The organism is Cyclobacterium sp. (assembly GCF_014762705.1).
GTDB lineage: Bacteria > Bacteroidota > Bacteroidia > Cytophagales > Cyclobacteriaceae > Cyclobacterium.
The window spans coordinates 51,573-74,894 of record NZ_JABURL010000068.1 but is presented as its reverse complement, the minus strand read 5'-3'; the positions used below and the strand labels follow the sequence as shown (position 1 = coordinate 74,894).

Below are 23,322 nucleotides of genomic sequence, written 5' to 3'. Positions count from 1 at the left end.
AAGGATTGTTAAAAAAAGTTAATTTTTTGAATAAGGTCTTGTGGAAATTATTCTTCTCTTCTAAAATTGTCATTCAATTCTTGAAGTTATCTCAAGGTAAATAGAGTAGAATTTAATGTTATTAATTTAATTTATAAATTTCACTTATTTATATGAACTTAGAAGGTAATTTTAACACAAAGGGCTCCAAAGGGAGCATGGATTGTTTTTCCGCATTACTGATTATTGTTTTTATTTCCCTGTCTCCTTTAAAGGCTACGGCACAGGGTTCGCCGGAAGGCGCTTCATTTACTGCAAGTCTCCTCAATATCGAAGCCCCTGTCAATGAAACATTTCGCTACCAGACCACGCTGAAAAATAGTTCGGATCAAGCGCAGGTGTTTGAACTAAAGGCAGAAACACCCGAAGGCTGGAGACTTGCGTTCAAGGCAAGAGGAAGTCAGGTCACTTCGCTAAATGTGGAGCCTGGAAAAACAGAAAGCCTTACCATTGAAATAAGACCGGCCTACGGGGCAGAGCCGGACAGGTATTCCATTCCTGTCCAGGCCATCGCTGGCAGTGAGACATTAGAACTTGAGCTTGAGGCGGTGGTGGAAGGATCCTATGAATTGGAGCTTACCACGCCTTCGGGGCGTTTAAGTGGTGAGATTACAGAGGGTGAAAAGGCTGAAATACTTCTTCAGGTCAAAAATACAGGCTCCCTGCCCTTGAATGAAATTACTTTGTCCTCACAGACCCCTCCGAATTGGGAAGCTAGCTTTTCTCCATCAGAAATCCAGCAGCTGGATCCCGGAAAGACGGTTGATGTGATCGCGACCGTGTCCGTTCCCGATAAGACATTGGCGGGGGATTATGTCAACAAGTTTACGGCCAAGAATGCCCCAAGTACCAGTACGGCAACCTATAGAATGACGGTCAAAACTTCGATGCTGTCAGGTGGGGTCGGTATACTGGTGATCTTGCTGTCTATCGGTTTCGTTTTTTACCTCATTCGGAAATTTGGCAGAAGATAATTAACGTTATGAAATCGACACGATTAAAATCATCATTAAACACACCGGGCAATGATTATTTTAATCGTCAAAGATTCCCTGTCTGCCGACAGGCAGCCATCTGACCATTAAAAATCAAAATATAAACAGATGAATCACCCAATCATAGAGTTGAAGCGGCTGACAAAAAGGTATCGCGACTTCAAAGCGGTCAATGAATTGGATCTTACGGTAAACAAGGGGGAAATATTTGGACTATTGGGCCCCAACGGTGCCGGAAAGACGACGACAATCCTCATGATGATGGGGCTGACCGAACCCAGTTCCGGCACTGCCCATGTTTGTGGTTTTAATGCCACCAAAGATCCCATATCCGTTAAGCGGCTAGTGGGATACATGCCAGACAGCGTAGGGTTTTATGATACAATGACGGCCCTGGAAAACCTCAAGTATGTAGGAGAATTGAACGGGATCCCAGGTTCGGAAGTGGAGGAACGGGCCCTTGCCACCATGGAACTCGTAGGCCTGTACGGGGGTGCGATCCATAAAAAGACAGCAGCGTATTCCAGGGGAATGAAGCAGCGCCTGGGACTGGCCGAAGTGCTTATCAAAGATCCGGAGGTCATTATTCTGGATGAGCCCACCTTGGGAATAGACCCAAGCGGTGTCAAGGAATTCCTGACGCTCATTGTTCGCCTGAGCCGGGAGAAAGGGCTTACTGTATTGCTTTCATCCCACCACCTTCACCAGGTGCAGCAAGTCTGTGACAGGGTAGGCATTTTTGTGAAAGGAGAGCTGCTGGCAGAGGGCAATATCGATACGCTTTCAAACCGGCTTTTTGCAGAGAAATCATACGAAATCCAAATCGGTCTGGCCAAAGTCATAGACCTTCCCTGGAAAGATGAGGCGGAGATGTTTCAAATGGAAACGGTCCAAAGGGTCACTGTAGAAGACCGGATTATTGGGATAACAAGCAGTGCCGATGTGACACCTGATATCGTTCGGTTCTTTGTTCAAAAAGGATACGATATTAACAGTGTCCACAAGAAGGAATATGGATTGGAAGAAATTTACGAAAAGTATTTTGAGAACAACATAACTGAAAATATAGATCAATGAAAACAATCATGGATCCATCTGAAGGTCATTCTGCTACACATACAGCCACTCAACCCCATCCCTTTTGGGTGATGGTGCGGAAAGAAATAGCTGGTCATATCCGTAGCTGGCGGTTTCTGGTGCTATTACTGCTCATTCTGCTGACATTTTGGGGCAGTATATCGGTGGCCATGAGCAATATACGCGAGGTAATGGGCAATGTTAAGGACCCGGACCGCTTGTTCCTGTACCTGAAGTTGCTTACCACCACCGAAGGCACCTTGCCACCTTTCCATGTGTTTCTGAATTTCCTAGGCCCCATTTTAGGTATCAGTCTGGGTTTTGATGCGATTAATTCTGAACAGCAAAATGGTACATTGACCCGGATCATGGCTCAGCCTGTATACCGGGATAATTTACTCCTGGCAAAATTTGTGAGTGCACTTACTTTGGTAGGAAGCTTGCTGCTGACACTCTCCCTATTGATGATAGGTGGGGGCATACTGATCACCGGAGTGCTCATCGAGGCAGAGGAGGTGTTTCGAATCATTGGTTTTACCATCCTTTGCACGATCTATGTTGGGTTTTGGCTGGGGCTTTCCATCTTATTGTCGATCCTTTTCAAACAGGCCTCTACCTCAGCACTTACTGCAATTGGAATTTGGCTGTTTTTTACCGTATTCTATCAGATCATCATTAACCTTGTGGCCAAGGCTCTTATACCAGAGGCCAATGATTTGGCCCAAATGGAGGTGTTCCGATACAATGAGTGGATTTTAAAGCTGTTGCGACTGGCACCCAGCCAGCTTTTTACCGATGCCACGACTACTTTACTGATGCCTTCGGTGAGGAGCCTGGGACCGCTCACGATGGAACAGATGGCCGGGGCGATTCCATCACCGCTTCCTTTAAGGGAAAGTTTGATGATCGTTTGGCCTCAGGTCAGTGGACTGATTGCCGCTACTACCCTGTGTTTTGCAGCTGCTTATTACCAGTTTATGCGCAGGGAAATAAGGGGGTAATTCATGAGAAGGGGAGGAACAGGATTGGCTGAACTTTGAGGGGCTGTTTCGGGGACATTTCCTTAATCCTGGTTATCCAAACCCATTATCCTACCAGTACTGGGTGAAGTATACCACTTCACCCAGCTATTTGCGGAGTCATAAACAGATAAAACCAGCCAAAAAGCCATTTGTAAAGGCAAACAGTGTGCGTTTTAAAGAACAGTTTTCTTTACAGCTGGTCTTTGATATCCGGCATTACAAATGCCTCGTTTACGTAACTAGCCGGATAACAGGATTGTGGTTGCAAACTACGCCCAGTGAGCGTTTTGGGGATTGCAAATCCCCTTCATCTGAACCAGACAATTACAAATTCCGAGGAGCGGATAAACTTAAAACCAGAAACGTACCTGTTGTTTCTCCAAAAGACAAAATCCCCCTTTAAAAAGGGGGCAGGGGGATTTTTTTCGCAAACGCACCGTATTACACATTTCCTTAATCCTGGTTTTCCAAACCCATTATCCTACCAGTACTGGGTGAAGTATACCACTTCACCCAGCTATTTTCGAAATCATAAACAGATAAAACCCTTCAAAAAGCCATTTGTAATGGCAAACCAGGTTCGTTTTAAAGAACGGTTTTCTTTACGGTTGGTCTTTGATATCCGGCATTACAAATGCCTCGTGTAGGTAACCAATCAGATAGCAGGGATGTAGTTTCAAACTACACCCAGTGAGCGTTTTGGGATTGCAAATCCCCTTTATCTGAACCACGCAATTACAAATTCCGAGGAGTGGGATCTTTTTTTATTGTTAAAAATTCTCTGTGTCCTTCGCGTCTCCTCTCTGCTTTTCGTGATTCCTTTTTCTTCGAAAGCACAGTAGGGTTAAAACTTCACCCTGCTACCCCGGACATGACGGTTTTCTTTAATCCCATTCAAATTAAATTATCAAAACCAATACCCAACCCGGTACACCAGGTTATTGAAAGTGATTTTGTCATTGGCATAATAACTCCAGTCCTCCGGACGACTGGGGTCCGGAGCGTTGACACGTGGGTTTCCGGTGGTCAGTTGGTATTTCTGCTTTTTGTAAGCCAAACTGAGGGTCCAGAAATTGGCTCTTCCCGTTTTAATGCGCAGCCCTATGCTGGCCTGGCCCATAAAGCCTCCTTCCTGCCAGCGGTGTTCGTTCCATTCGGTGACCACCGTAGGCTCCAGCAGGGTGGAGCCGAATCCGAGATCTACTCCTCCATAAAGCTGCCAGTTGTCTTCCGGATTTAAAACAGACCGCCATCCCATGGCGATGGGCAGCACAGAAAGGCTACCATATTGGTCCAGCCCTGCCACAAATCCAAAAGCATGCCGCTCGGAAAGTTGAAAACCGTTGAAAGTCTGAAAGGTGAAATTTGTTCGTGTGCCGAAATCATCCCTACCCGTGAGTATACCCATTTCCGAATGATGGGTAAAGGATAAGGCCTGTCCCCAGCTGTTAGAAGGACAGGCCAAATATAGGGTTGCTGCAAAAATGGTATAAATGACCTTCATCTATCGAAAAGATACACTGATACAGCTTAATTCCTTAAGTTTTTCGGGATCGGAGTAGTCAAACTGACAAACGCCATCCGGACCAATCACAATGAGTGATTTTGGTCCCGGAATAATATCAATGGAGGCATAATCCTTCAAATGTTCGATCTGGTTATTGCTTATCTCCATTACGTCAGCCACGTTGAAACTCTTCAATCCGTGTTCACCTTCTGCAAGATACAAATAATCTCCTGAAAGACCTAGACCATGGGGGTTATCCATGGGGTAAGATTTGATCAACCGGGGATTGTACAGGTCTTTGATATCCAGCACGTGCAGCTCGTCGGCCCCCATGCGGCATACGGCAGCACTTCTCAGGGTAACGAAAGCGTAGTCATCATTCACAACCACCGGATCGCAGGAGGTAACATGCTCGTAGACGGCCATTTTCTGAGGTTCGGCCGGGTTGCTGGCATCGTAAATGTGCATCCCGGTCATGGAGCCGATAAATAATTTCCCCTTAAAGGGGAAAATGGTCTCGATGCCCCAGCCCAGGTTGATGTTTTTCAGGTACTGCGGGTCGGTGGGTTCTTCCACATTAAATACCCGCAGGTCGTAATCATCCACAGTGTACAGGTGACCGCCCAAAAGGGTAAAGCGGGCCATGGAACCCCCCTGTCCATAACTTTGACCACCGTTGCCTCTTCCGGCATCACTTGAAAATGCCATGGATTCCATAATCATAAAATCAGATCTGAATGCAGGGCGGCCCCAACTGGACCACATCATGTTGGCATCTGTGGAGGTGATCAGGGTGTCTTTGTAGGTCACGATGGTACCCGTTTCCTCATTGGAATACAGGTTGGGGAAAACATCTTCCTCTCTTTTGACCATTTCTATACTTTGTGGATCGGAGATATCAAAGGCCAGTAGGTCTACATAATTGTCAGCATAGAGTATGTTTTCATTGATCGCCATGTCTCCCGTTCCGGGGATATTGATAAAGTTGAGGTTTCGGGGACTGGCAGGGTTGCTGTTGTCCAGGATATGGATGCCTTCACCAGGTTCGGAAATAAATAAATAGTCACCAAAAATGTAAATTTTTCCCGGATTGTCCAGGGGTTTGCCCGGTTCGATGATGATATCTGCTTCCCGGAAGGTATTCACCTGAAGAAAAACGGGGACCTGGGTTTGGTACACATAAGTGGTTTCCACCTGGTCTTCACAGGAGGTAACGACAAGCAAGAGCATCAGGGACAAGACCAGCTGCATGGTCCACTGGAAAGGTTGTTGTAAACTTGTTTTCATGGCATAACGGGAATAAATGGATTCACACTTAAAGTTTCTTATTGACAGGACGATAGCACCATTTAAAACGCTACAACCCGATCAAAAAAATGCCGAAAAATTTAAATTTATTTTTACAGGTCCAGATTTTTGCCCATGGACCTTTCAAAGTCTTCGAGAAAATGAATGTATTTATTGACGATGTTTTCTGCCAGTGATCCCAGGTAGTCTCCCGGGTAAAGGGGATTGTACTTGATCCTGCAGATGATCATGTCCAGCCAGCCCTGCCCATCATCGATAAGGTCTGCATGAAAAGCCTCTACGGTGGCGTCCCTGGATCCGGAGAAGGGTGCCTTTCCCTGCTTTCTGAAATAGGCGGCTATGGTTTCCAGGGCTGCATCATGGGTTTTTTCAAAAAGCCTGACCAGCCTGCTCCTGGTGTCATCGTTCATGCCATGACTCTTCCCCTCCTGAATCAAATCCCTGAGGTCATTCAACAGGTTTATAAATTCGGTGAAACAATTTTCACAGTCCAAGGCTACTTTTTTCATGGGTAAGCTGTTTTAAAGATCTTGTTTTTAATTTACCAAATTACCAGTAAAATTGAAACAATAAACTTAATAATTATTTTTTGATGCGACCGGGGTTTTCATTGACAAAAGATTTCCAGCCACCACTTCTTCCCCTGGTCTGTAATCTGCCTTCATGGAAATGGTGACACAGGGCCACGGCCAGTGCATCGGTGGCATCCAATAGTTGGGGGAGTTCTTTGATGTTTAGCAGGGTTTTGAGCATTTCGGCTACCTGTTCTTTGGAGGCATTGCCATTTCCGGTCACCGATTGTTTCACCTTCTTGGGTGAATATTCTGTGATGGCAATTTCCCTGGCCAGTGCAGCGGCCATGGCCACACCCTGTGCCCTTCCCAGTTTGAGCATGGATTGCACATTCTGTCCAAAAAAAGGAGCTTCAAGGGCCACTGCATCAGGGGAAAACTCTTCCAGGATCTGGCTTATTTTTTCAAAAATTTTTTTCAGCTTCAGTGCATGGTCACTGTACTTTTTCAGGTGGATTACTCCAAACTGCAGCAAGGTATACTTGTTGCCCTTTACCAAAATCAAACCAAATCCCATAACGTTCGTCCCCGGATCTATGCCCAGAATGATTTTTTCTTTTGTTTGTGTTTGAATTTTCGGTTCTTTATCCATCGCTGCAATTTACCACAAATCCTGCAAAGCACTATATGGTTCCTCTGATTGGTTTGGCATACTTTTTAGTTTTGGGCATTTACCTGGCCATTTTGTTGCTCCTCGGGCAAGAATGGAAAAATATCCCCACCGGCCTATACCCGGTCGGATCTCAGCGGCTCCAGGCCAGTTTATTATTGCCCTTTAGGAATGAGGCGAAGAATATGGTCGATTTACTGCCTCATTTACTTCTTCAGCTTCCTGCGGATGTCCCGCTTATTCTCATTGATGACCACAGTGAAGATGATGGTGCGCGGATAGTCACCACTTTTATCCAAACCCATCAGCTAAAACACTGGCGATACCTAAAAAGTGAAGGAATGGGAAAAAAAGCGGCTCTGAGTACCGGGATTGCGGCTGCTTCCACCGAAATCCTATTGACTACCGATGCGGATGTGCAGCTTCCTGAGGGCTGGGTGGATAAAATGACGGCCCCTTTCAACCTACCCGGGGTACAAATGGTGGCCGGACCAGTGATTTCTGGCGGAGGTTCCGGTTTTTTTGCCAGGTTTCAGCAGGTTGAATGGGCCAGCATCATATTGCTGACAGGAATTTCATTCCACCAGAAAAATCCATTGATGTGCAGCGGCGCCAACCTGGCTTTCCGAAAGGAAGCTTTCAGGCAAGTAGGCGGTTACCGGGGGAATGCCCACCTGTTGTCCGGAGACGATGAGTTTTTAATGAAAAAAATGACCCATGTATTCGGTGCAGCGGCTTTGGTGTACCTTCCTGAACCTGCTGCTTTGGTAGAAACACAACCTTTGTCAGGGCATAATGACTGGATAAGTCAGAGAAGCAGGTGGGCCAGCAAGTGGAATGCCCATCAGGGCAGTGCCCATTGGCTGAGTGCCGGAGCATTGGCCCTGATTTCCTTATCTCAGGTGCTGACCTGGATTATGGCCCTGATTTCCTGGAAGTTCTTTGCCCTGGTGCTGGCCTTCTGGATAGGTAAATTTGTAGCTGAAAGCGCTGTATTGGGTTTGGTTTTGCGTCGATTCAACAAGCAGCACAAGCTGGTCGATTTTTTTCTGTCAGGTTGGCTATACCCCTTCCTGGTCCTGGCGGCCCTTCCTTTTGCGATTTTGGGAAAATATTCCTGGAAAGGAAGGAAAAACTAATCTATCCCTTATTTTTGTCATTCCACCTAACCGATGGGCTGAAATGACAGATGACGAATTTGACTTGTTGGATGAATTGTATTTTCTGCAATCCTTTGCTTACCTTCAGGACAGTTTGGGTTGGGAGGATGAAAGGCTGCTCCTTAATCTGGAGGCATTGGTAAAGAAAGGCTGGATAAAATGTTTTTCAAGCCCTGAGGAAGAGCTTTTTGACAATCCTCCTATACAAAACAAAGGCAGGGAGCTCTATTACCTGGCCACTAAGAAAGGCCTTCTTCAACACAATACAAGGTAAAATGACCACAGAAACTGTAAAATACCAAAGGAAGGAACTGGAATTAAAGGCGCTTTTGGAAATTACGCAAGCCATTAATGAAAACAAAACAGAAAATGTGCTGTTGAATATTTTTAAATTTACCTGTTTGGTTCACCTGAATATCAAATCCCTGCTGCTGTATGTATTCAACGAGCAGGAGCAGTTTTTTGACCGGAAAATTTCCCATCAGGTAAAGGGTAATTTGCCCGAACACATTCAAAAGGAAGATGTGCAGGAAAATAAAACCCAGGGCAAGTTGAGCCTGACCCTTTCCGGCGAGTATTCCTTTTCTGAGGTAAACATTTATGTGCCCGTTTACCACAAAGATAAAATGCTGGCCATTTTGTTTTTAAGTACCAAGGATAAGGAAAAAGGCCTTGACCTGGACTTCACCCAGGCTTTGGCAAATATCCTGGTGGTGGCCCTGGAAAACAAGCGCTTTGCCAGGAAGCAATTGGAACAGGAACGTTTGAGGAAGGAATTGGAGATTGCCAGCAATGTGCAAAGGATGTTGTTTCCCGCTACCCTCCCTTCCCATGATCATTTAAAAGCCAAGGTTACCTATTTCCCGCACAGTACCGTGGGTGGGGACTATTATGATTTGATTCAACCTTCAGAGAATGAGGTGTATTTTTGTGTTGCGGATGTTTCCGGAAAAGGGATGCCCGCATCTCTGTTGATGTCCAACTTTCAGGCTGCTTTGCGGACCTTGCTTCGCAGTGGTTCCAATTTGAAGGCGATCGTAGAACAATTGAATTTCACAACTTTTGAGAATACCAAAGGGGAGCGGTTTATTACTTTTTTTCTGGGACATTACAATTACAAGGAGGAAAAACTCAGTTATATCAATGCAGGGCACAACCCTCCCGTAATTTGTCTGGATAAGGATGGCAGTCTGGAAGTATTGGAAGCTGGCACCACCATTCTGGGGGCCTTTGAATCCCTGCCTTTTTTAGAGGAGGGAGAAAGAAAGGAGTTGAAAAATTTCATGTTGCACCTATATACGGATGGACTCACGGAGACTTTTAATCCGGAAGGGGAGGAGTTTGGAGAAGATCGCTTTTTGGATTATATCAAATCCCATCCTGGGGAAAACCCGGAAGCCTTTCACGATGGTTTTTTTGAGTACCTGCATACATTTTCAGCGGGGGTACCAAAAAAAGACGACATCACCCTGCTGAGCCTTCAGTTTAATTGATATGAGACCATTCAGGGTACCCCACATAGCGCAACGTATATTCAAGGGATTTACCTGGCATAAGGATAGGGAAAAGAGAGCAGTTTTCCTGACTTTTGATGATGGTCCTGTATCCGGGGTTACCGATTTTGTTTTGGAGGAGTTGGGCCGCCGAAATATGAAGGCTACTTTTTTTATGGTAGGCGAAAACGTTCAAAAAGCCGGATATCTGGCTCGGCTGGTGCATGGCGAAGGACATGGAATAGGCAACCACACTTTTCATCATCTCAATGGAGCGAATACTTCCATGTCGGGTTACCTGGCTGATGTGGAAAAGTGCCAGGAGGAGATACTGGACAAAACAGGAGTGAACACCAGGTTTTTCCGACCTCCCTACGGACGTATGACTTGCTCCCAAAAAAGAAAAATAGCGCCAAACCATGAAATTGTATTGTGGGAGTTGATCTCCTGGGACTTTAGAAAAGGAATGTCTCCCTACAGATCCCTGCAACAATTGAAGCGAAATACCGCCAATGGCTCCATCGTGTTGTTTCACGACCAAAAGAAAAGTGAAGGATTTCTCAAGGCCATGTTGCCGGATTACCTGGATTTTTTGGTCGGGGAGGGGTATTCCACCAAATCATTATAAGCCGATGTTGCTCACGGGAGGAATTTGTATCATGGTTTTGGTGGGCATACAATACCTCATGCTGTGGTTGCTGATCCGCTTTAATTTTCGAAAATACGGCGGCTCTACATCGGAATTGCCAGCGGTAAATATCCTGATTCCCTGCCGCAATGAGGCGCATAACCTTCCTGCCTGTCTGAATTCCCTGGAGAACCTGAAATATCCCGAAGATAAAATCCACTTTTTTTTGGCAGATGATCATAGTGAAGACCAAACAGGGACCATCCTTGCCGATTGGGCGGCCGCCGGGAACAACAGGCACCTGGTCCAGTTGGAACATAAGCCGGGGGTAGAGGAGAACGGTAAAGCGGTAGCACTGGCTGCTATGGTTCCTTGCGTTAAGGAGGGATTATTGCTGTTTACGGATGCAGATTGTGTGGTACCACCCTTGTGGGCAGAAAAAATGTGCCTGGCTTATCAGGAGGATTTTGGGTTGCTCACCGGGACTACCATGATATCCGGAAACAGTTTTTTTCACCTGATGCAGTCATTGGATTGGTGGCTTACACTGGGAAAGGTAAAGGCGGTGGCGGATATGGGCTTTTCCCTTACGGCCATGGGCAATAATATGCTGGTCGGGCAGAAGGCCTATCGGCAATCGGGTGGATTTTCAGTGGTTAAGGATCAGGTAACGGAGGATCTGGCCCTTTCCAAAATTTTGTTTCAGCAGGGGTACCGGCCTGCCCATCTGGTGAACAAGGACGTTTTGGTAAAGACAAAACCAGAAAAAAACTTTATCTCACTTATGGAGCAGCGGAAAAGATGGGCGAGGGGTGCTTTTTCACTTCCCTGGTACTGGCAGTTGCTTTTGGGGCTTCAGGTGGCTTTTTATTTGGCACTGCTTGTGGCCCTGGTCCATTCTTTTTGGTTGGCAGCAGGTATTTGGGGAGTTAAAATTTGCTTTCAATCCTTATTCATTAGCACTTTTGCAGGGAAAACGGAAACTAAAATTGGTATTTTGCCATTATCAGGATTTGAAATTTACAATTGGCTGGTCAGCTGGTCTACCGTTTTGTATTATTTCTGGCCAACAGGCATCAAATGGAAGAACCGAACATACACCTGAAATCGAACCTGCCTGATGCATACTGGCAGGTTGCAATCGACATACAGCGGGATGCACCGATAGCTATCGGGAGGAGACAGGCTTCCCTAACTTCGGTGCGGGACAAGTTATGACCTATTAAATACAAATTATAAAAAGATGAAATCGAGCATGACGAGAACGTCACACACTGGGATGATTATTAACCATGCGAGATTCCATGTGGCCTTTTAAGAACAAATTATAAACACATGAAATTCATAGAAACCCACGCCCATATATACAGTAAAAAATTTGATCAGGACCGGAATCAGGTTATCCAAAATGCCATTGATGCAGGTATCGAGAAGATTTTTATGCCCAATATTGACCTGGATTCCATTGAAGGGATGCTGGCCGTAGAAAGGGACTTTCCCGGGGTTTGTTATCCCATGCTGGGCCTACACCCCTGTGATGTGGGGGAGGACTTTGAAAAACAACTTTCCCAAATGGAGCAATGGTGGGGAAAACACAAATTTTGTGCCGTTGGGGAGACGGGCATTGACCTATACTGGGACAAGACTTACTTTGAGCAGCAGCAGGAATCCTTGAAAAGACACATCCAATGGGCCAAAGAAAAGCAGCTGCCATTGATCCTGCATTGCAGGGAATCCATGCAGGAAACCATTGACCTGGTTCAATCCATGAACGACGAACAGTTAACTGGAATTTTTCATTGTTTTTCAGGTAGTCTGGAGCAGGCCAGAAGTATCATTGAAATGGGTTTTTATTTGGGGATCGGAGGTACGTTGACGTATAAAAACAGTGGCGTAGGGCAGGTCATTGCAGCAACCGGACTGGACAGACTGGTTTTGGAAACCGACAGTCCCTTTTTGGCCCCCGTACCATTCCGGGGCAAGCGCAATTCCCCCGAATATATTCCCCATATTGCAGAAAAAATGGCTCACTTCACCGGGACTTCACTGCAGGAGGTAGCTGAAGTCACGGGAAGAAATGCCCTGGAAGTGTTCAAACAACATTCTCATGAATTATAAAATTGTAAGGTTAAATACAGCAGCCAAGCAGGAGATTGAACATGCGGTGCTGATCATTTATACCGGAGGTACATTGGGAATGGCCTATGATGAGCAGGGAGCCCTGGTACCATTTAATTTTGGTAAGATTTTGGAAAAAATCCCCAATCTCAATAACCTGAACATTAGCATTACTGTCATTTCTTTTCCTGAGCCGATCGATTCTTCCAATATCAACCTGCAGCATTGGGTAGATATGGCTTATATCATCTATGAGAATTACGATACCTATGATGGTTTTGTGGTGTTGCACGGGACAGACACGATGGCATACAGTGCTTCCATGCTCAGCTATATGCTGAAGGGTCTGAATAAGCCCGTTATTTTTACCGGTGCGCAGCTTCCCATTAGTGCCATGCGCTCGGATGCCCGGGAGAACCTGATGACTTCGCTTGAGATAGCCATTTCCAAGGCGAATGGAAAGCCGGTAGTACCTGAGGTCTGCATTTTTTTCAACCACATGTTGTTGCGTGGAAACCGGGCCAAAAAGGTACAGAGTGTGCATTTTGATGCCTTTGAGTCTGAGAATTATCCGGCGCTGGCAGAATCGGGCATTGTCATCGATTACAATTATGCTTCCATCAGGCCTTATGAGGAGGGAAAAAAGCTCAAATACCTGAATAAGTTGGATAACAATGTGATGGTGTTGAAACTCTTTCCAGGGATTACCAAAAATGTCGTACAGCACTGTTTACAAATGGAGGGTTTAAAGGGGATGGTACTGGAAACCTACGGATCTGGCAACAGTCCAAGTGAGGACTGGTTTATCCAATCCATGGAAGAGGCAGTAGAAAAAGGTTTGCTGATCTTGAATGTTTCCCAATGCAATGGAGGAAGGGTGATACAGGGCAGGTACCAAACCAGTAAAGATCTCAAAAGGGTAGGGGTATTGAGTGGAGGAGACATTACTACCGAGGCGGCTGTCACCAAAATGATGTTTATTTTGGCCAATGAAACAGATGAAACCGAAATAAAAAGGAAGATGATGATGCCTCTGGCGGGAGAAATGTCCGTTTTGAGCCAATGAAAAAGGGCCAATCAAGGCTTTGACCATCAATCCCATAGCTTTCATAGGCAAAAAGAATACTTTCGAACCCTGTTTTTTTTCAATAATAAAGCAGACAATTATTTGCATGGGCTGAATTTTATAATTTTATTTGTCGCTGCAACAATTAAAAAAAACACAAAAAGAGAGGTGTCCGAGCGGTCGAAGGAGCACGCCTGGAAAGCGTGTATACCCCTAAAGGGTATCGAGGGTTCGAATCCCTTCCTCTCTGCAGATTTCAGGCAAAAAGTGATAAAAGATCACTTTTATTTGAAAGGAAAAGCCGGTAATTGAAATACTGTCTGGATTTTTTCCGCTCAAATAGTGCAATTTCCATTGAAGTAAATTAAATTACAGGTTCCAAAGCATTGGGATAGATTAGAAATCTGTTAAAATCATTTACCCAATAATTGTTTTCTGAGAAATTATAATGGATTCATTTGCAATTTGAGCTGAAAAAATTATAACTTTAAAAACTTAATTCGAATTTAGAAACCGTTCAACCTTTAAAAGTCTATTAAAAACTACATTATGAAAAAGTTAATCGCTTTGTTCATGCTTTTCGGAATTTTATTTTCTCCGATGATCACAAAAGCACAAGAAGAAACAGAAGAAGCAGAAGCTGACACCACTGAAGAGGCTGCTGCCCCAGCTCCGGAACCAGATCCAACACCAGTCATGACTGATGATGAAATTGTTGCCGAAGAGCAATCTTTTCATCAGGTTATTAAAGACAAGTTCATTGAAGGAGATCCTACCTACATGACTCCTGTGTTGTTGTGTTTGATTTTGGGTTTGGCAGTTGCCCTGGAAAGAATTATCACCCTGAATCTATCCACTACCAATACCAAAAAACTTTTGGCTAAGGTAGAAAATGCATTGGAAGAAGGTGGGATTGAGGCCGCTAAGGATGTTACCAAGTCCACCAGAGGCCCTGTAGCTTCTATCTTTACGCAAGGGTTGATGCGGTATTCTGAAGGAATCGATATGGTGGAAAAATCCATTATTGCCTATGGTTCAGTAGAAATGGGCCGTCTTGAAAAAGGTCTTGTATGGATCTCCCTGTTTATCTCCCTGGCTCCTATGTTGGGTTTCATGGGTACGGTAATCGGTATGATTGGTGCTTTTGATTCAATTGAAGCAGCAGGGGACATCTCTCCATCATTGGTTGCTGGTGGTATCAAAATCGCCCTTTTGACAACAGTAGCTGGTCTGATTGTAGCCATTATCCTACAGTTGTTCTATAACTATTGTGTGGCGAAAATCGATTCTATCGTGAATGATATGGAAGATGCGTCTATCAGCTTAGTAGACATTTTGGTGAAGCATAAATTGACCAGGTAATTCTGGTCATTTTGTTTTAACCCAATAAATGATTTATTTCACTTTAGATTTAAGATAAAATGGATACTACTGATATATTCTTATATGCAGGGTACTTGCTGATCATCATAGGAGCAGTGTTTGCTATACTTATGCCTTTGATCAAGTCCTTTGATAACCCCAAGAGTCTGTTGAAAACAGTCATTGGTGTGGTAGTCATTGGTGCTTTGTTTGGTATTGCCTACAGCACTGCTAGTGGTGATATTGCTGCCAAGTATGCTGCAGATCCCTTTAACATTACACCTGAGGGAGCGAAAATGGTAGGTGGCGTGCTTATTACTGTGTATGCGCTTGCCATACTTGCAATCTTTGGGATTGTAGTCACAGAAATCACTAAAATAGTCAAGTAATTATGGGCAAGAGAGGTAGAATGAGTCAGGAGGTAAATGCAGGATCGATGGCAGACATCGCCTTCTTGTTGCTTATCTTCTTTCTCGTAACCACGACAATCGCTTCGGATAAGGGTATCATGAATATCCTTCCTCCTAAAAAGGATCCGAATCAGCCACCACCGGAGGTGGAATTGAACGAACGAAACATTTTCAATATTTTGATCAACCTGAATGATGATCTTTTGATTGAAGGTGAATTTCGCAACAGTACAGATGGACTATCTGACGAAATCAAAAGCTTTGTGCTGAATTTTGGAAATCCGGATGAGGATGCAGTAGCTCTGTTTAACAGCCTTCCGCCTTCTTTGAAAGGTATGGCTGACCAAAGCCCGGAATCTTCTGATCACCCGATGTCCGGAGGTGCAGTAATTTCAATCAAGACCAATAGAGGTACCAGTTATGAGACCTACCTGGAGGTTCTGGATGAGGTGAAAAAAGCATATTTTGAAATTTATGGTGAGCGGGTCGGTCTTTCCGGGGAAGAATACCGCGCCTTATCTGGTCAGACAGCTGCTGAACAAGAACTGCTGGACAGAGGTAAGGAAGGTATACCTATGGCCATCTCTATCGCAGAACCTGATAAAATCGGAAGCTAATTATGTCAAAGTTTAAAAAGAAAACCAAAGCGGAAACCAATATTCCTACCTCAGCTCTTCCCGATATTATCTTTATGTTGTTGTTCTTTTTTATGGTGACAACGGTATTGAGAGAGCAGGAGATTTTGGTAGAACAAAAGATTCCTCAGGCTACCCAGCTTCAAAAGATTCAGAAAAAGACACTGATTTCCTATTTGTACGTGGGTAAACCTAAGAATACTTCCATGTATGGTTCAGAACCAAGGATCCAGGCAAATGATGTTTTGATCAATACCTCTGATATCGTGCTTTGGGTAAACCAGGAAAAAGATAACCTTTCCGAGGCAGAGAGAGACCAAATATGGATTTCTCTTAAAGCTGATAGAGATGTAAAAATGGGTCCCATTAGTGATATTCAGTTTGAATTGAGAGAAGCGGATGCCAGGAAATTGATGTATGCATCTGTAGGCAGGGTCGAAAACAACTGACCTTGAGTTATATTGATAAAATCATTGAAAGCCGTCCATTTGGATGGCTTTTTTTTTGCCTTTGCGGGTAATGTGATAAAAATTACTTTTTCTCCTTTTTTCTTACCCTACTTTTGTTGTGTCACTTAACAAAAGAAAAAAATGTTCAATCTCTTTCATAAGCAAATTAAGCAGTATTCAGATCTCGGTGCTGAAGACTTTCACCAGGGTATCCAGGATAAGGATGCTGTTGTCATTGATGTTAGAACGGCAGGGGAATTTAACCAGGGGAAGTTACCCAAAGCCAGGAACCTGGATATGATGTCCTCAGATTTTAAGAAGCAAGTCCAGAACCTTCCTAAAGACAAGTCTTATTACCTGTATTGCAGGAGTGGAAACAGAAGTGGCCATGCCTGTGCGATGATGGCAGATTTAGGTTTTGAAAAGGTATATAACCTGGCAGGTGGGATCATTTCCTGGCCCTATTAAAATTCCTGTGTGACCAAAGTCCTATTGAGCCTTGTCAAAAGTACTTTAATTTGTACACCAATCATTAATCATACTACCTATGAAAATAGAACAAATTTATACCGGTTGTCTGGCTCAGGGAGCCTACTATATTGAGTCGAATGGGGAAGCAGCCATAGTGGATCCCCTTCGGGAGGTACAGCCTTATATGGATAAGGCCGAAAGGAATGGGGCTACCATCAAATATATATTTGAGACCCATTTTCATGCTGATTTTGTCTCCGGGCATCAGGATTTGTCTGCTAAAACCGGGGCAAAGATCGTATTTGGGCCTACTGAAATGGCTTTGGGTTTTGATGCCATTGTTGCCAGGGATGGTCAGGAATTCCAATTGGGGGGAGCTACTGTGAAAGTAATTCATACCCCGGGACATACGATGGAGAGTGCTGTCTTTTTATTGTCAGACGAGGCAGGAAAAGAAGTGGCTTTATTCACTGGCGATACCTTGTTTATTGGAGATGTGGGCAGACCAGATCTTGCGCAAAAGGTAATCAAAGACCTGACACAGGAAAAGCTTGCAGCGCATTTGTATGATTCCTTAAGGGAAAAAATAATGCCCCTGCCGGATCACCTGATAGTATATCCAGCTCATGGAGCTGGAAGTGCTTGTGGCAAAAATATGAGTAAGGAGACCAGTGATACCCTTGGAAACCAAAAGAAAACCAACTACGCGTTGCAGGCAATGAGTAAGGAAGCTTTTATTAAAGAGGTGCTTACCGGTCTCACGCCTCCACCAGCCTATTTCCCGCAAAATGTTTTGATGAACATCCAGGGATATGACAGTATTGATACGGTATTGGACAGGGGGCAACAGGCTTTGTCTCCTGGTGCATTTGAAGCTGCAGCCAATGAAACAGGGGCTGTTGTGTTGGATACCCGGGCTCCTGAACAATTTGCCAAAGGTTTTATCCCCAATGCCATTAATATTGGTATTGATGGCAGCTTTGCCGTTTGGGTAGGAACATTGATTCCGGATGTGAAGCAAGAAATTCTGGTAGTAGCCGATAAGGGTAGGGAAGAGGAAGTCATTACCCGACTGGCAAGGGTTGGATATGACCATGCAATTGGTTATTTGAAAGGGGGAATAGCTGCCTGGAAAAAGTCCGGTAGGGATATAGACACCATTTCAATGATATCTGTTGACGAATTGGCATCCCTGGTTGCTAAGGTTAAGGATTTAAAAATTTTAGATGTGAGAAAGGCCAGTGAGCATCAAAGCGAACACCTGATTGGTGCGGAGAACTTACCGCTGGATTACATCAATGAACACATGGCCGAAATCGACAAAGAAAAGCCCTACTATGTGCACTGTGCTGGCGGGTATCGTTCCATGATTTTCAACTCTGTATTAAGGGCCAGGGGCTACGATAATCTGGTGGATATTCAAGGTGGTTTTGACGCTATAAAAGCATCAGGTAAGTTTGCGGTGAGCGATTACGTTTGTCCTACGACTTTATTGTGAGCTATTTTGGTTGATGTGTTGGTTAATGGCAGGACCTGGCTTCCTGCCATTTTTATAACCCTCAACCAAAAGAGACAGCATCAAATGGATAAATCTGAGCGAATTTCCTGTTAACATTAATGATAGATTAAAAAAAATAAAACAAAGTGAAAAAAATGGAACAATTAATAGATTGGATCAGCCAACCCTGGCCATGGTATGTAGCCGGCCCCTTGATAGGGTTGACCGTGCCTGCGTTATTGATCATCGGAAATAAATCCTTCGGCATCAGCTCCTCTTTGCGGCATGCCTGCGCAGCCTGTATACCAGCCAAAATCCCTTTTTTCCAGTATGACTGGAAAAAGGAAATATGGAATATCCTATTTGTAGCAGGTATATTCCTGGGTGGAGTAATCGCCTCCGTATTTCTTTCCAATCCGGATGCCATAGTGCTGGCAGAAAGTACCCAGCAGGACCTGATACAATTGGGAATCACTGATTTCAGAAATTTGCTACCCGCAGATATCTTTAGCTGGAGCAACTTATTCACCTTAAAAGGCTTGTTCTTTTTTGTGATCGGCGGTTTTCTGGTAGGTTTTGGGACGCGTTATGCCGGAGGCTGTACTTCAGGGCATGCCATCATGGGTATCAGTAACCTTCAATGGCCTTCACTGGTTGCCACAATCTTCTTTATGCTTGGCGGATTTGTGATGACCCATTTGTTGCTTCCCTATATCATGCAATGGGTCGGGTTATAAAAAAAATGAAATAGGATTACATTTCAAATCAACATATTATGAAAGTAAAGGAAAAAATCGAATCCAATCCGGTGGAGTGTGAAGCCCCCAATATGGGGAAATCCGGTGAGTCCGGTTGGAAACTAATGAGGTACCTGATTGTGGGTGTTTTGTTTGGGATAGTATTTGTCAAAGCCGAAGTCATATCCTGGTTTCGTATTCAGGAGATGTTCAGGTTACAGTCATTTTTCATGTATGGGGTAATAGGGTCCGCCATTTTGGTAGGTCTTATCTCAATTCAATTGATCAAAAGATTTGGCATCAAAACTCTTGGTGGTGAACCAATCAAGATTGCGGATAAGGAATTCAGGAAAGGGCAGATTATTGGAGGATTTATTTTCGGCTTGGGTTGGGCCCTGACCGGAGCTTGTCCCGGGCCGTTGTTTGCACAAATCGGATCAGGATTCTCTGTGGTGGCTGTTACCTTGCTAAGTGCCATTGCAGGAACCTGGGTATATGGTAAATTTGCCGATAAATTACCCAACTGATTCTTTTCAATTATTGATATTTTCCGGGCCATTTTCCATCGTGGCCCGGTTTTTTTATATCTCTTCACCGTCATTCTCTACAAGTTCCCGCAAATCCACAGGCACCACTCTTGAAATTCCAGCTTCTATCATGGTAATGCCATAGATGATGTCTGTACTTGCCATCGTTCGTTTATTGTGTGTGACGATGATGAATTGGGATTCATTGGAGAATTTCTGAATGATTTGATTGAATTTATCAATATTGGCATCATCAAGAGGAGCATCCACCTCATCAAAAATACAAAAGGGAGCTGGTTTCAGAAGGTAGATGGAGAATAGCAGAGAAGTAGCAGTCAGCGTTTTTTCTCCTCCCGATAGCTGGTTGATGGATAAAGGCCTTTTTCCCTTTGGTTTGGCAATGATTTCTATGCTGCTTTCCAATGGTAAATCCGGATCTGCCAATTTGAGGTCACAATCATCCTCTTCTGTAAAAAGCGACCTGAATACTTTGACGAAATTGGTTTTTATTTTGTCAAAGGCATCCAGGAATGTCTCCCGGGCCACCTGGTCGATTTCGTTAATGGTGGTCACCAAAGATGCTTTTGCTTTTTGCAAATCATCTCTTTGTTCCGTAATAAAGGTATGTCTTTCTTTAATTTCATCATAAGCTTCCATGGCCATGGGATTTACCGGTCCCATTCTTTCAAGCTTTTGCTTGACTTTGCTGACCTCTTCTTTGATGAAGGCCTCATCCTTTCCTTCAAATTGCGCATCCGGTTCCGGATCATCCTGCATCAGTTGATCCAGGTCAATTTCAAACTCCACACTTAATCTCTCTTTTAAACCGTTGAGCTTGAGATTGATTTCATTGGCTGCCTGCTGCAATTCCATCACCAGGCTATCTACCTGTTCTTTGCGTTTCTGGATTTCTCTAATGGATTTTTCTACTTCATCGATTTCTCCCCGAACAGCGTAGTAGTCTTTTTCCGCCTCATTGACTCCTTCTTCTATATCTTCTTTTTCTCCATATAGTTCGATGAGCTCATCATCTTTGATTTCATTATTGTCAATCAACGATTTGATTTCCTGATCTGTGCGACCCATCTCGAGTTGAGCGGTTTCTATGCGTTCCTTGCTGTTTTCATAAGTACTTTGTTTGAAACCTATTTCCTGCTCGATGCTTTGTAATTTATTCAGGTGTTGGTGATATTGAATATTCTCCTCATTGTATTGAGAAGAGCGGAGGGAGAGATCTTCGGCAGCTTCCTGTAAGGCCAGGTTTATTTCGTTGATTTCTTCCTCAAGATCGGCAAAATCCTCCTTTTGATTGGCAAGCTGCGGTACCAACGCCTCTAATTCTTCGGATAGCTGATAAAGTTTTTCCTGGATGTCCTCTTTTTTGTTGGCATTGGAGGAAAGCATTTCTGCCAATTGCTCCTTTTTGGTTTTTAAAGAGATGTGCTCCTGGTTCAGTTCATTGACAATTTTTTGTTTTTCCTCAAGGGGCTGCTTGAAATTAAGTGCTTTTAATTTAGAAACCTCTGCTGCTTTTTTATCCAAATTGGTTCGGACCTCAGTGATCTTTTTTTGCAGGGACTTGATTTCTTTGTCCAATTTCTCCAGATTTTTGGCCCTTCCTATCCTTTTGCCTTCAAACAGGCCAACAGATCCGCCCGAAATGGTGAATTGACGGTCTATAAATTTACCGCTTTCTGTAATAAAAATCGCTTCCTGTGTTTTGGGAACCTGATGGATATCACCATTAAAAATATATACATCGTCCAGGAGATAGGCTACAAGTGGTGCGTATTTACCATCATATTCAATAATCTCAGTGGCGGCCACTGCGTCTGAGAACAGTTTGTTCTGAGAAGGTCGGAATTTTTCAAACCTGTCCAAAATAAAAAAATGTGCCTTTCCCTTCCCTGCATCACTCAATAATTTTACGGCTTCTATGGCTTCCTTTTCTGTTTCAACCACATAGTAATTCATGTAGTTTTCCAGAAAATTTTCTATGGTGACGCGGTACTTCTCATCAGTTGTCAATATATCCGAAAGCAGAGGTTTGTTTTTGCCCCAGTTGCTGTTTTTCTTTAAAAATTTAATGGCCTCCGGAAATCCTTCCAGGTTGTCTACCAGGGACTTGGTGAGTTGAAACTCATTACTTTTGGCATCCAGCTTCCTGTTGATCTGGGTCGATTCATCACGTATAAGGTCCAGGGTACGGGTGGCTTCTTCCAATTTCAGCTGATGACTTTCTTCCTCAGCCTTTATTTGCCGTAATTCCCGGTTTTCTTTGTCCAATTGATCCTGGATTGCTTTCAAACTCTCGGTAAATCCAGCCAGATTTTCCACCTGGCTACTGTCATCCGTGGCGGTTTTTTCCAACTCCTGTTTCAGGCTGTTGAGTTGGATTTGTTTTATTTCCTGATTCTTACTGAGCTGATACATCTCATCCCTTTTTCGGGAATAGTTGCTTTGCAGGACTTTTTGTTTTTCCTGATAGCTGCCATGCTGTAGTTTTTTTTCTTCATAGACCGCTTTCAGTTCCTGAACCAGTTGTTCTTTTTCTGCAATCAGCTTCTCGGCAACCTGTTTTTCCTGCTCCAAAGATTTAATACTAAACCCCGCTCTTTCATTGCTTTTTTTGTCCTGGTCTATTTGTGTTCTGAGCTGCTCTGATTTATCCTGAAGAAAGCGCAGTCGTTCGTTTTTTATTTTTTTATCGCTTTCAAACTGACGGATTTTCAGCACATGTTCATTGAGTGTTTTTTGCCGGGTGGACAGTAGCTTTTCCTTATTCACCATGCCCGATTTTAATGCTTCCAGGGCTGCCTCCTTTGCTGCAATGGCTGAATTCAGTTGTACTTTTTGGTCACTTTCTGCTTCTAATTTTTGATTGAGACTGATAAGGGTGTCCCTATGGTCTTTCACTCCCTTTTTTGCAAGGGCGATGCTCAGAGATTTGTATTCTTTTTTTAGTTCGAAATAGCGAACCGCCTGTCTGGCTTGCTTTTCCAGGGATTTGAGGTTTTTTTCTATTTCAAACAAGAGGTCTTCAACGCGGTCCAGGTCCGCATCGGTATCCTCTAATTTTCTTAAAGTCTCTTTTTTCCGGGTTTTAAACTTGGATATTCCTGCTGCCTCCTCAAATAAATCCCGTCTGGAATTGTTTTTATCGTTGAGCAGTTCATCGATCATTTTCAATTCGATGATGGCATAGCTATTGGAGTTGATGCCAGTATCCAGAAAAAGGTTGGTAATGTCCTTCAAGCGGCAGGTGACTCCGTTGAGCAAGTATTCACTTTCACCAGAGCGGTAGTACCTTCTGGTTATGGTTACATGGGTGTATTCTGTGGGCAGTAGGTTTTTGGTGTTCTCAAAAGTCAGGGAGACTTCTGCCATGTTCAGTGGTTTGCGGTTTTTTGTTCCGTTAAAAATGACATTTTCCATCTTGTCGGAACGGAGCATCCTGGTTTTTTGCTCGCCCAAAACCCAGCGGATAGCATCTACCACATTTGATTTCCCGCAACCATTTGGCCCAACAATACCGGTGATACCCTTATCAAAATGGATCAATACCTTGTCACCGAAACTTTTAAAGCCTCTAATCTCTAGTTTGGAAAGCTGCATGCAGGTTCATTTAATGCCAAACA

Annotated in this window: 23 protein-coding genes and 1 tRNA gene; 19 read left to right on the top strand and 5 right to left on the bottom strand. The window is 44.0% G+C overall.

Features of this window, described 5'->3' with window-relative positions; all coding sequences use genetic code 11:
• Positions 1-152: 152 nt before the first annotated feature.
• The 3 genes from HUJ21_RS12900 (at position 153) to HUJ21_RS12890 (ending at position 3,112) form a co-directional block, all read left to right on the top strand.
• The gene (locus tag HUJ21_RS12900; RefSeq protein WP_291370421.1) at positions 153-1,013 is read left to right on the top strand and encodes an NEW3 domain-containing protein; all 861 of its coding nucleotides are present in this window, start codon (positions 153-155) and stop codon (positions 1,011-1,013) included.
• Between the two features lie 129 nt (positions 1,014-1,142).
• Positions 1,143-2,111: an ABC transporter ATP-binding protein gene (locus HUJ21_RS12895; RefSeq protein ID WP_291370419.1), complete on the top strand. Its 969-nt coding sequence runs from the start codon at positions 1,143-1,145 to the stop codon at positions 2,109-2,111.
• The gene (locus HUJ21_RS12890; protein ID WP_291370417.1) at positions 2,108-3,112 is read left to right on the top strand and encodes an ABC transporter permease; all 1,005 of its coding nucleotides are present in this window, start codon (positions 2,108-2,110) and stop codon (positions 3,110-3,112) included. The genes HUJ21_RS12895 and HUJ21_RS12890 overlap by 4 nt, the downstream gene beginning before the upstream one ends.
• 928 nt (positions 3,113-4,040) lie before the next feature.
• Here HUJ21_RS12890 and HUJ21_RS12885 read toward each other — a convergent pair.
• The 4 genes from HUJ21_RS12885 to ruvC all read right to left on the bottom strand — a co-directional run bounded on the left by HUJ21_RS12885 (position 4,041) and on the right by ruvC (position 7,112).
• Complete coding sequence (locus HUJ21_RS12885; protein ID WP_291370415.1) at positions 4,041-4,637, bottom strand: hypothetical protein; 597 nt, start codon at positions 4,635-4,637, stop codon at positions 4,041-4,043.
• A complete protein-coding gene (locus HUJ21_RS12880) occupies positions 4,638-5,927 on the bottom strand; it encodes a hypothetical protein (protein WP_291370413.1) in 1,290 nt (429 codons plus the stop codon).
• Positions 5,928-6,040: 113 nt separating this feature from the next.
• Positions 6,041-6,457: a nucleotidyltransferase substrate binding protein gene (locus HUJ21_RS12875; protein WP_291370411.1), complete on the bottom strand. Its 417-nt coding sequence runs from the start codon at positions 6,455-6,457 to the stop codon at positions 6,041-6,043.
• Between the two features lie 73 nt (positions 6,458-6,530).
• Positions 6,531-7,112, bottom strand: coding sequence for a crossover junction endodeoxyribonuclease RuvC (gene ruvC, locus HUJ21_RS12870; RefSeq protein ID WP_291370410.1), 582 nt, complete (start codon positions 7,110-7,112; stop codon positions 6,531-6,533).
• 35 nt (positions 7,113-7,147) lie between these two features.
• On the opposite strand from ruvC, the gene HUJ21_RS12865 reads away from it, so the two are divergent.
• From HUJ21_RS12865 to HUJ21_RS12790, 16 genes are all read left to right on the top strand, one after another.
• Positions 7,148-8,269 (top strand): glycosyltransferase, encoded by a 1,122-nt coding sequence (locus tag HUJ21_RS12865; RefSeq protein ID WP_291370408.1) that lies wholly within the window; start codon positions 7,148-7,150, stop codon positions 8,267-8,269.
• A 43-nt stretch (positions 8,270-8,312) separates the two neighbouring features.
• Entirely contained in the window at positions 8,313-8,564 is a 252-nt protein-coding gene (locus tag HUJ21_RS12860) for a hypothetical protein (RefSeq protein WP_166151026.1), read from the top strand.
• Between the two features lies 1 nt (position 8,565).
• Entirely contained in the window at positions 8,566-9,783 is a 1,218-nt protein-coding gene (locus tag HUJ21_RS12855; RefSeq protein ID WP_291370406.1) for a GAF domain-containing SpoIIE family protein phosphatase, read from the top strand.
• 1 nt (position 9,784) lies between these two features.
• Positions 9,785-10,411: a polysaccharide deacetylase family protein gene (locus tag HUJ21_RS12850; protein ID WP_291370404.1), complete on the top strand. Its 627-nt coding sequence runs from the start codon at positions 9,785-9,787 to the stop codon at positions 10,409-10,411.
• Between the two features lie 4 nt (positions 10,412-10,415).
• A complete protein-coding gene (locus HUJ21_RS12845) occupies positions 10,416-11,516 on the top strand; it encodes a glycosyltransferase (protein ID WP_291370402.1) in 1,101 nt (366 codons plus the stop codon).
• Between the two features lie 230 nt (positions 11,517-11,746).
• Positions 11,747-12,529 carry a TatD family hydrolase gene (locus HUJ21_RS12840; RefSeq protein ID WP_291370400.1) on the top strand — a complete coding sequence of 261 codons (783 nt, stop codon included), beginning with the start codon at positions 11,747-11,749 and terminating at the stop codon, positions 12,527-12,529.
• On the top strand, positions 12,519-13,595 hold the full coding sequence (locus HUJ21_RS12835) for an asparaginase (RefSeq protein ID WP_291370398.1): 1,077 nt from the start codon (positions 12,519-12,521) through the stop codon (positions 13,593-13,595). Before HUJ21_RS12840 ends, HUJ21_RS12835 begins: the two co-directional genes overlap by 11 nt.
• Positions 13,596-13,757: 162 nt before the next feature.
• Positions 13,758-13,845: transfer RNA gene (locus tag HUJ21_RS12830), tRNA-Ser, on the top strand.
• Positions 13,846-14,144: 299 nt separating this feature from the next.
• The gene (locus HUJ21_RS12825) at positions 14,145-14,957 is read left to right on the top strand and encodes a MotA/TolQ/ExbB proton channel family protein (protein WP_166151039.1); all 813 of its coding nucleotides are present in this window, start codon (positions 14,145-14,147) and stop codon (positions 14,955-14,957) included.
• Positions 14,958-15,016: 59 nt separating this feature from the next.
• Positions 15,017-15,346: a hypothetical protein gene (locus tag HUJ21_RS12820; RefSeq protein ID WP_166151041.1), complete on the top strand. Its 330-nt coding sequence runs from the start codon at positions 15,017-15,019 to the stop codon at positions 15,344-15,346.
• A complete protein-coding gene (locus HUJ21_RS12815) occupies positions 15,346-15,984 on the top strand; it encodes a biopolymer transporter ExbD (RefSeq protein WP_166151125.1) in 639 nt (212 codons plus the stop codon). The genes HUJ21_RS12820 and HUJ21_RS12815 overlap by 1 nt, the downstream gene beginning before the upstream one ends.
• A gap of 2 nt (positions 15,985-15,986) precedes the next feature.
• Positions 15,987-16,451 carry a biopolymer transporter ExbD gene (locus HUJ21_RS12810; protein WP_166151043.1) on the top strand — a complete coding sequence of 155 codons (465 nt, stop codon included), beginning with the start codon at positions 15,987-15,989 and terminating at the stop codon, positions 16,449-16,451.
• 141 nt (positions 16,452-16,592) lie between these two features.
• Positions 16,593-16,919, top strand: coding sequence for a rhodanese-like domain-containing protein (locus HUJ21_RS12805; RefSeq protein WP_291370394.1), 327 nt, complete (start codon positions 16,593-16,595; stop codon positions 16,917-16,919).
• Positions 16,920-16,998: 79 nt separating this feature from the next.
• On the top strand, positions 16,999-18,420 hold the full coding sequence (locus HUJ21_RS12800) for an MBL fold metallo-hydrolase (RefSeq protein WP_291370392.1): 1,422 nt from the start codon (positions 16,999-17,001) through the stop codon (positions 18,418-18,420).
• A gap of 155 nt (positions 18,421-18,575) precedes the next feature.
• Positions 18,576-19,157 carry a YeeE/YedE thiosulfate transporter family protein gene (locus HUJ21_RS12795; protein WP_291370391.1) on the top strand — a complete coding sequence of 194 codons (582 nt, stop codon included), beginning with the start codon at positions 18,576-18,578 and terminating at the stop codon, positions 19,155-19,157.
• Between the two features lie 38 nt (positions 19,158-19,195).
• On the top strand, positions 19,196-19,684 hold the full coding sequence (locus tag HUJ21_RS12790) for a DUF6691 family protein (RefSeq protein ID WP_291370389.1): 489 nt from the start codon (positions 19,196-19,198) through the stop codon (positions 19,682-19,684).
• Between the two features lie 54 nt (positions 19,685-19,738).
• Here HUJ21_RS12790 and smc read toward each other — a convergent pair whose 3' ends face one another.
• Positions 19,739-23,299, bottom strand: a complete 3,561-nt coding sequence (gene smc, locus HUJ21_RS12785; RefSeq protein ID WP_291370387.1) for a chromosome segregation protein SMC — start codon at positions 23,297-23,299, stop codon at positions 19,739-19,741.
• Positions 23,300-23,322: the final 23 nt, after the last annotated feature.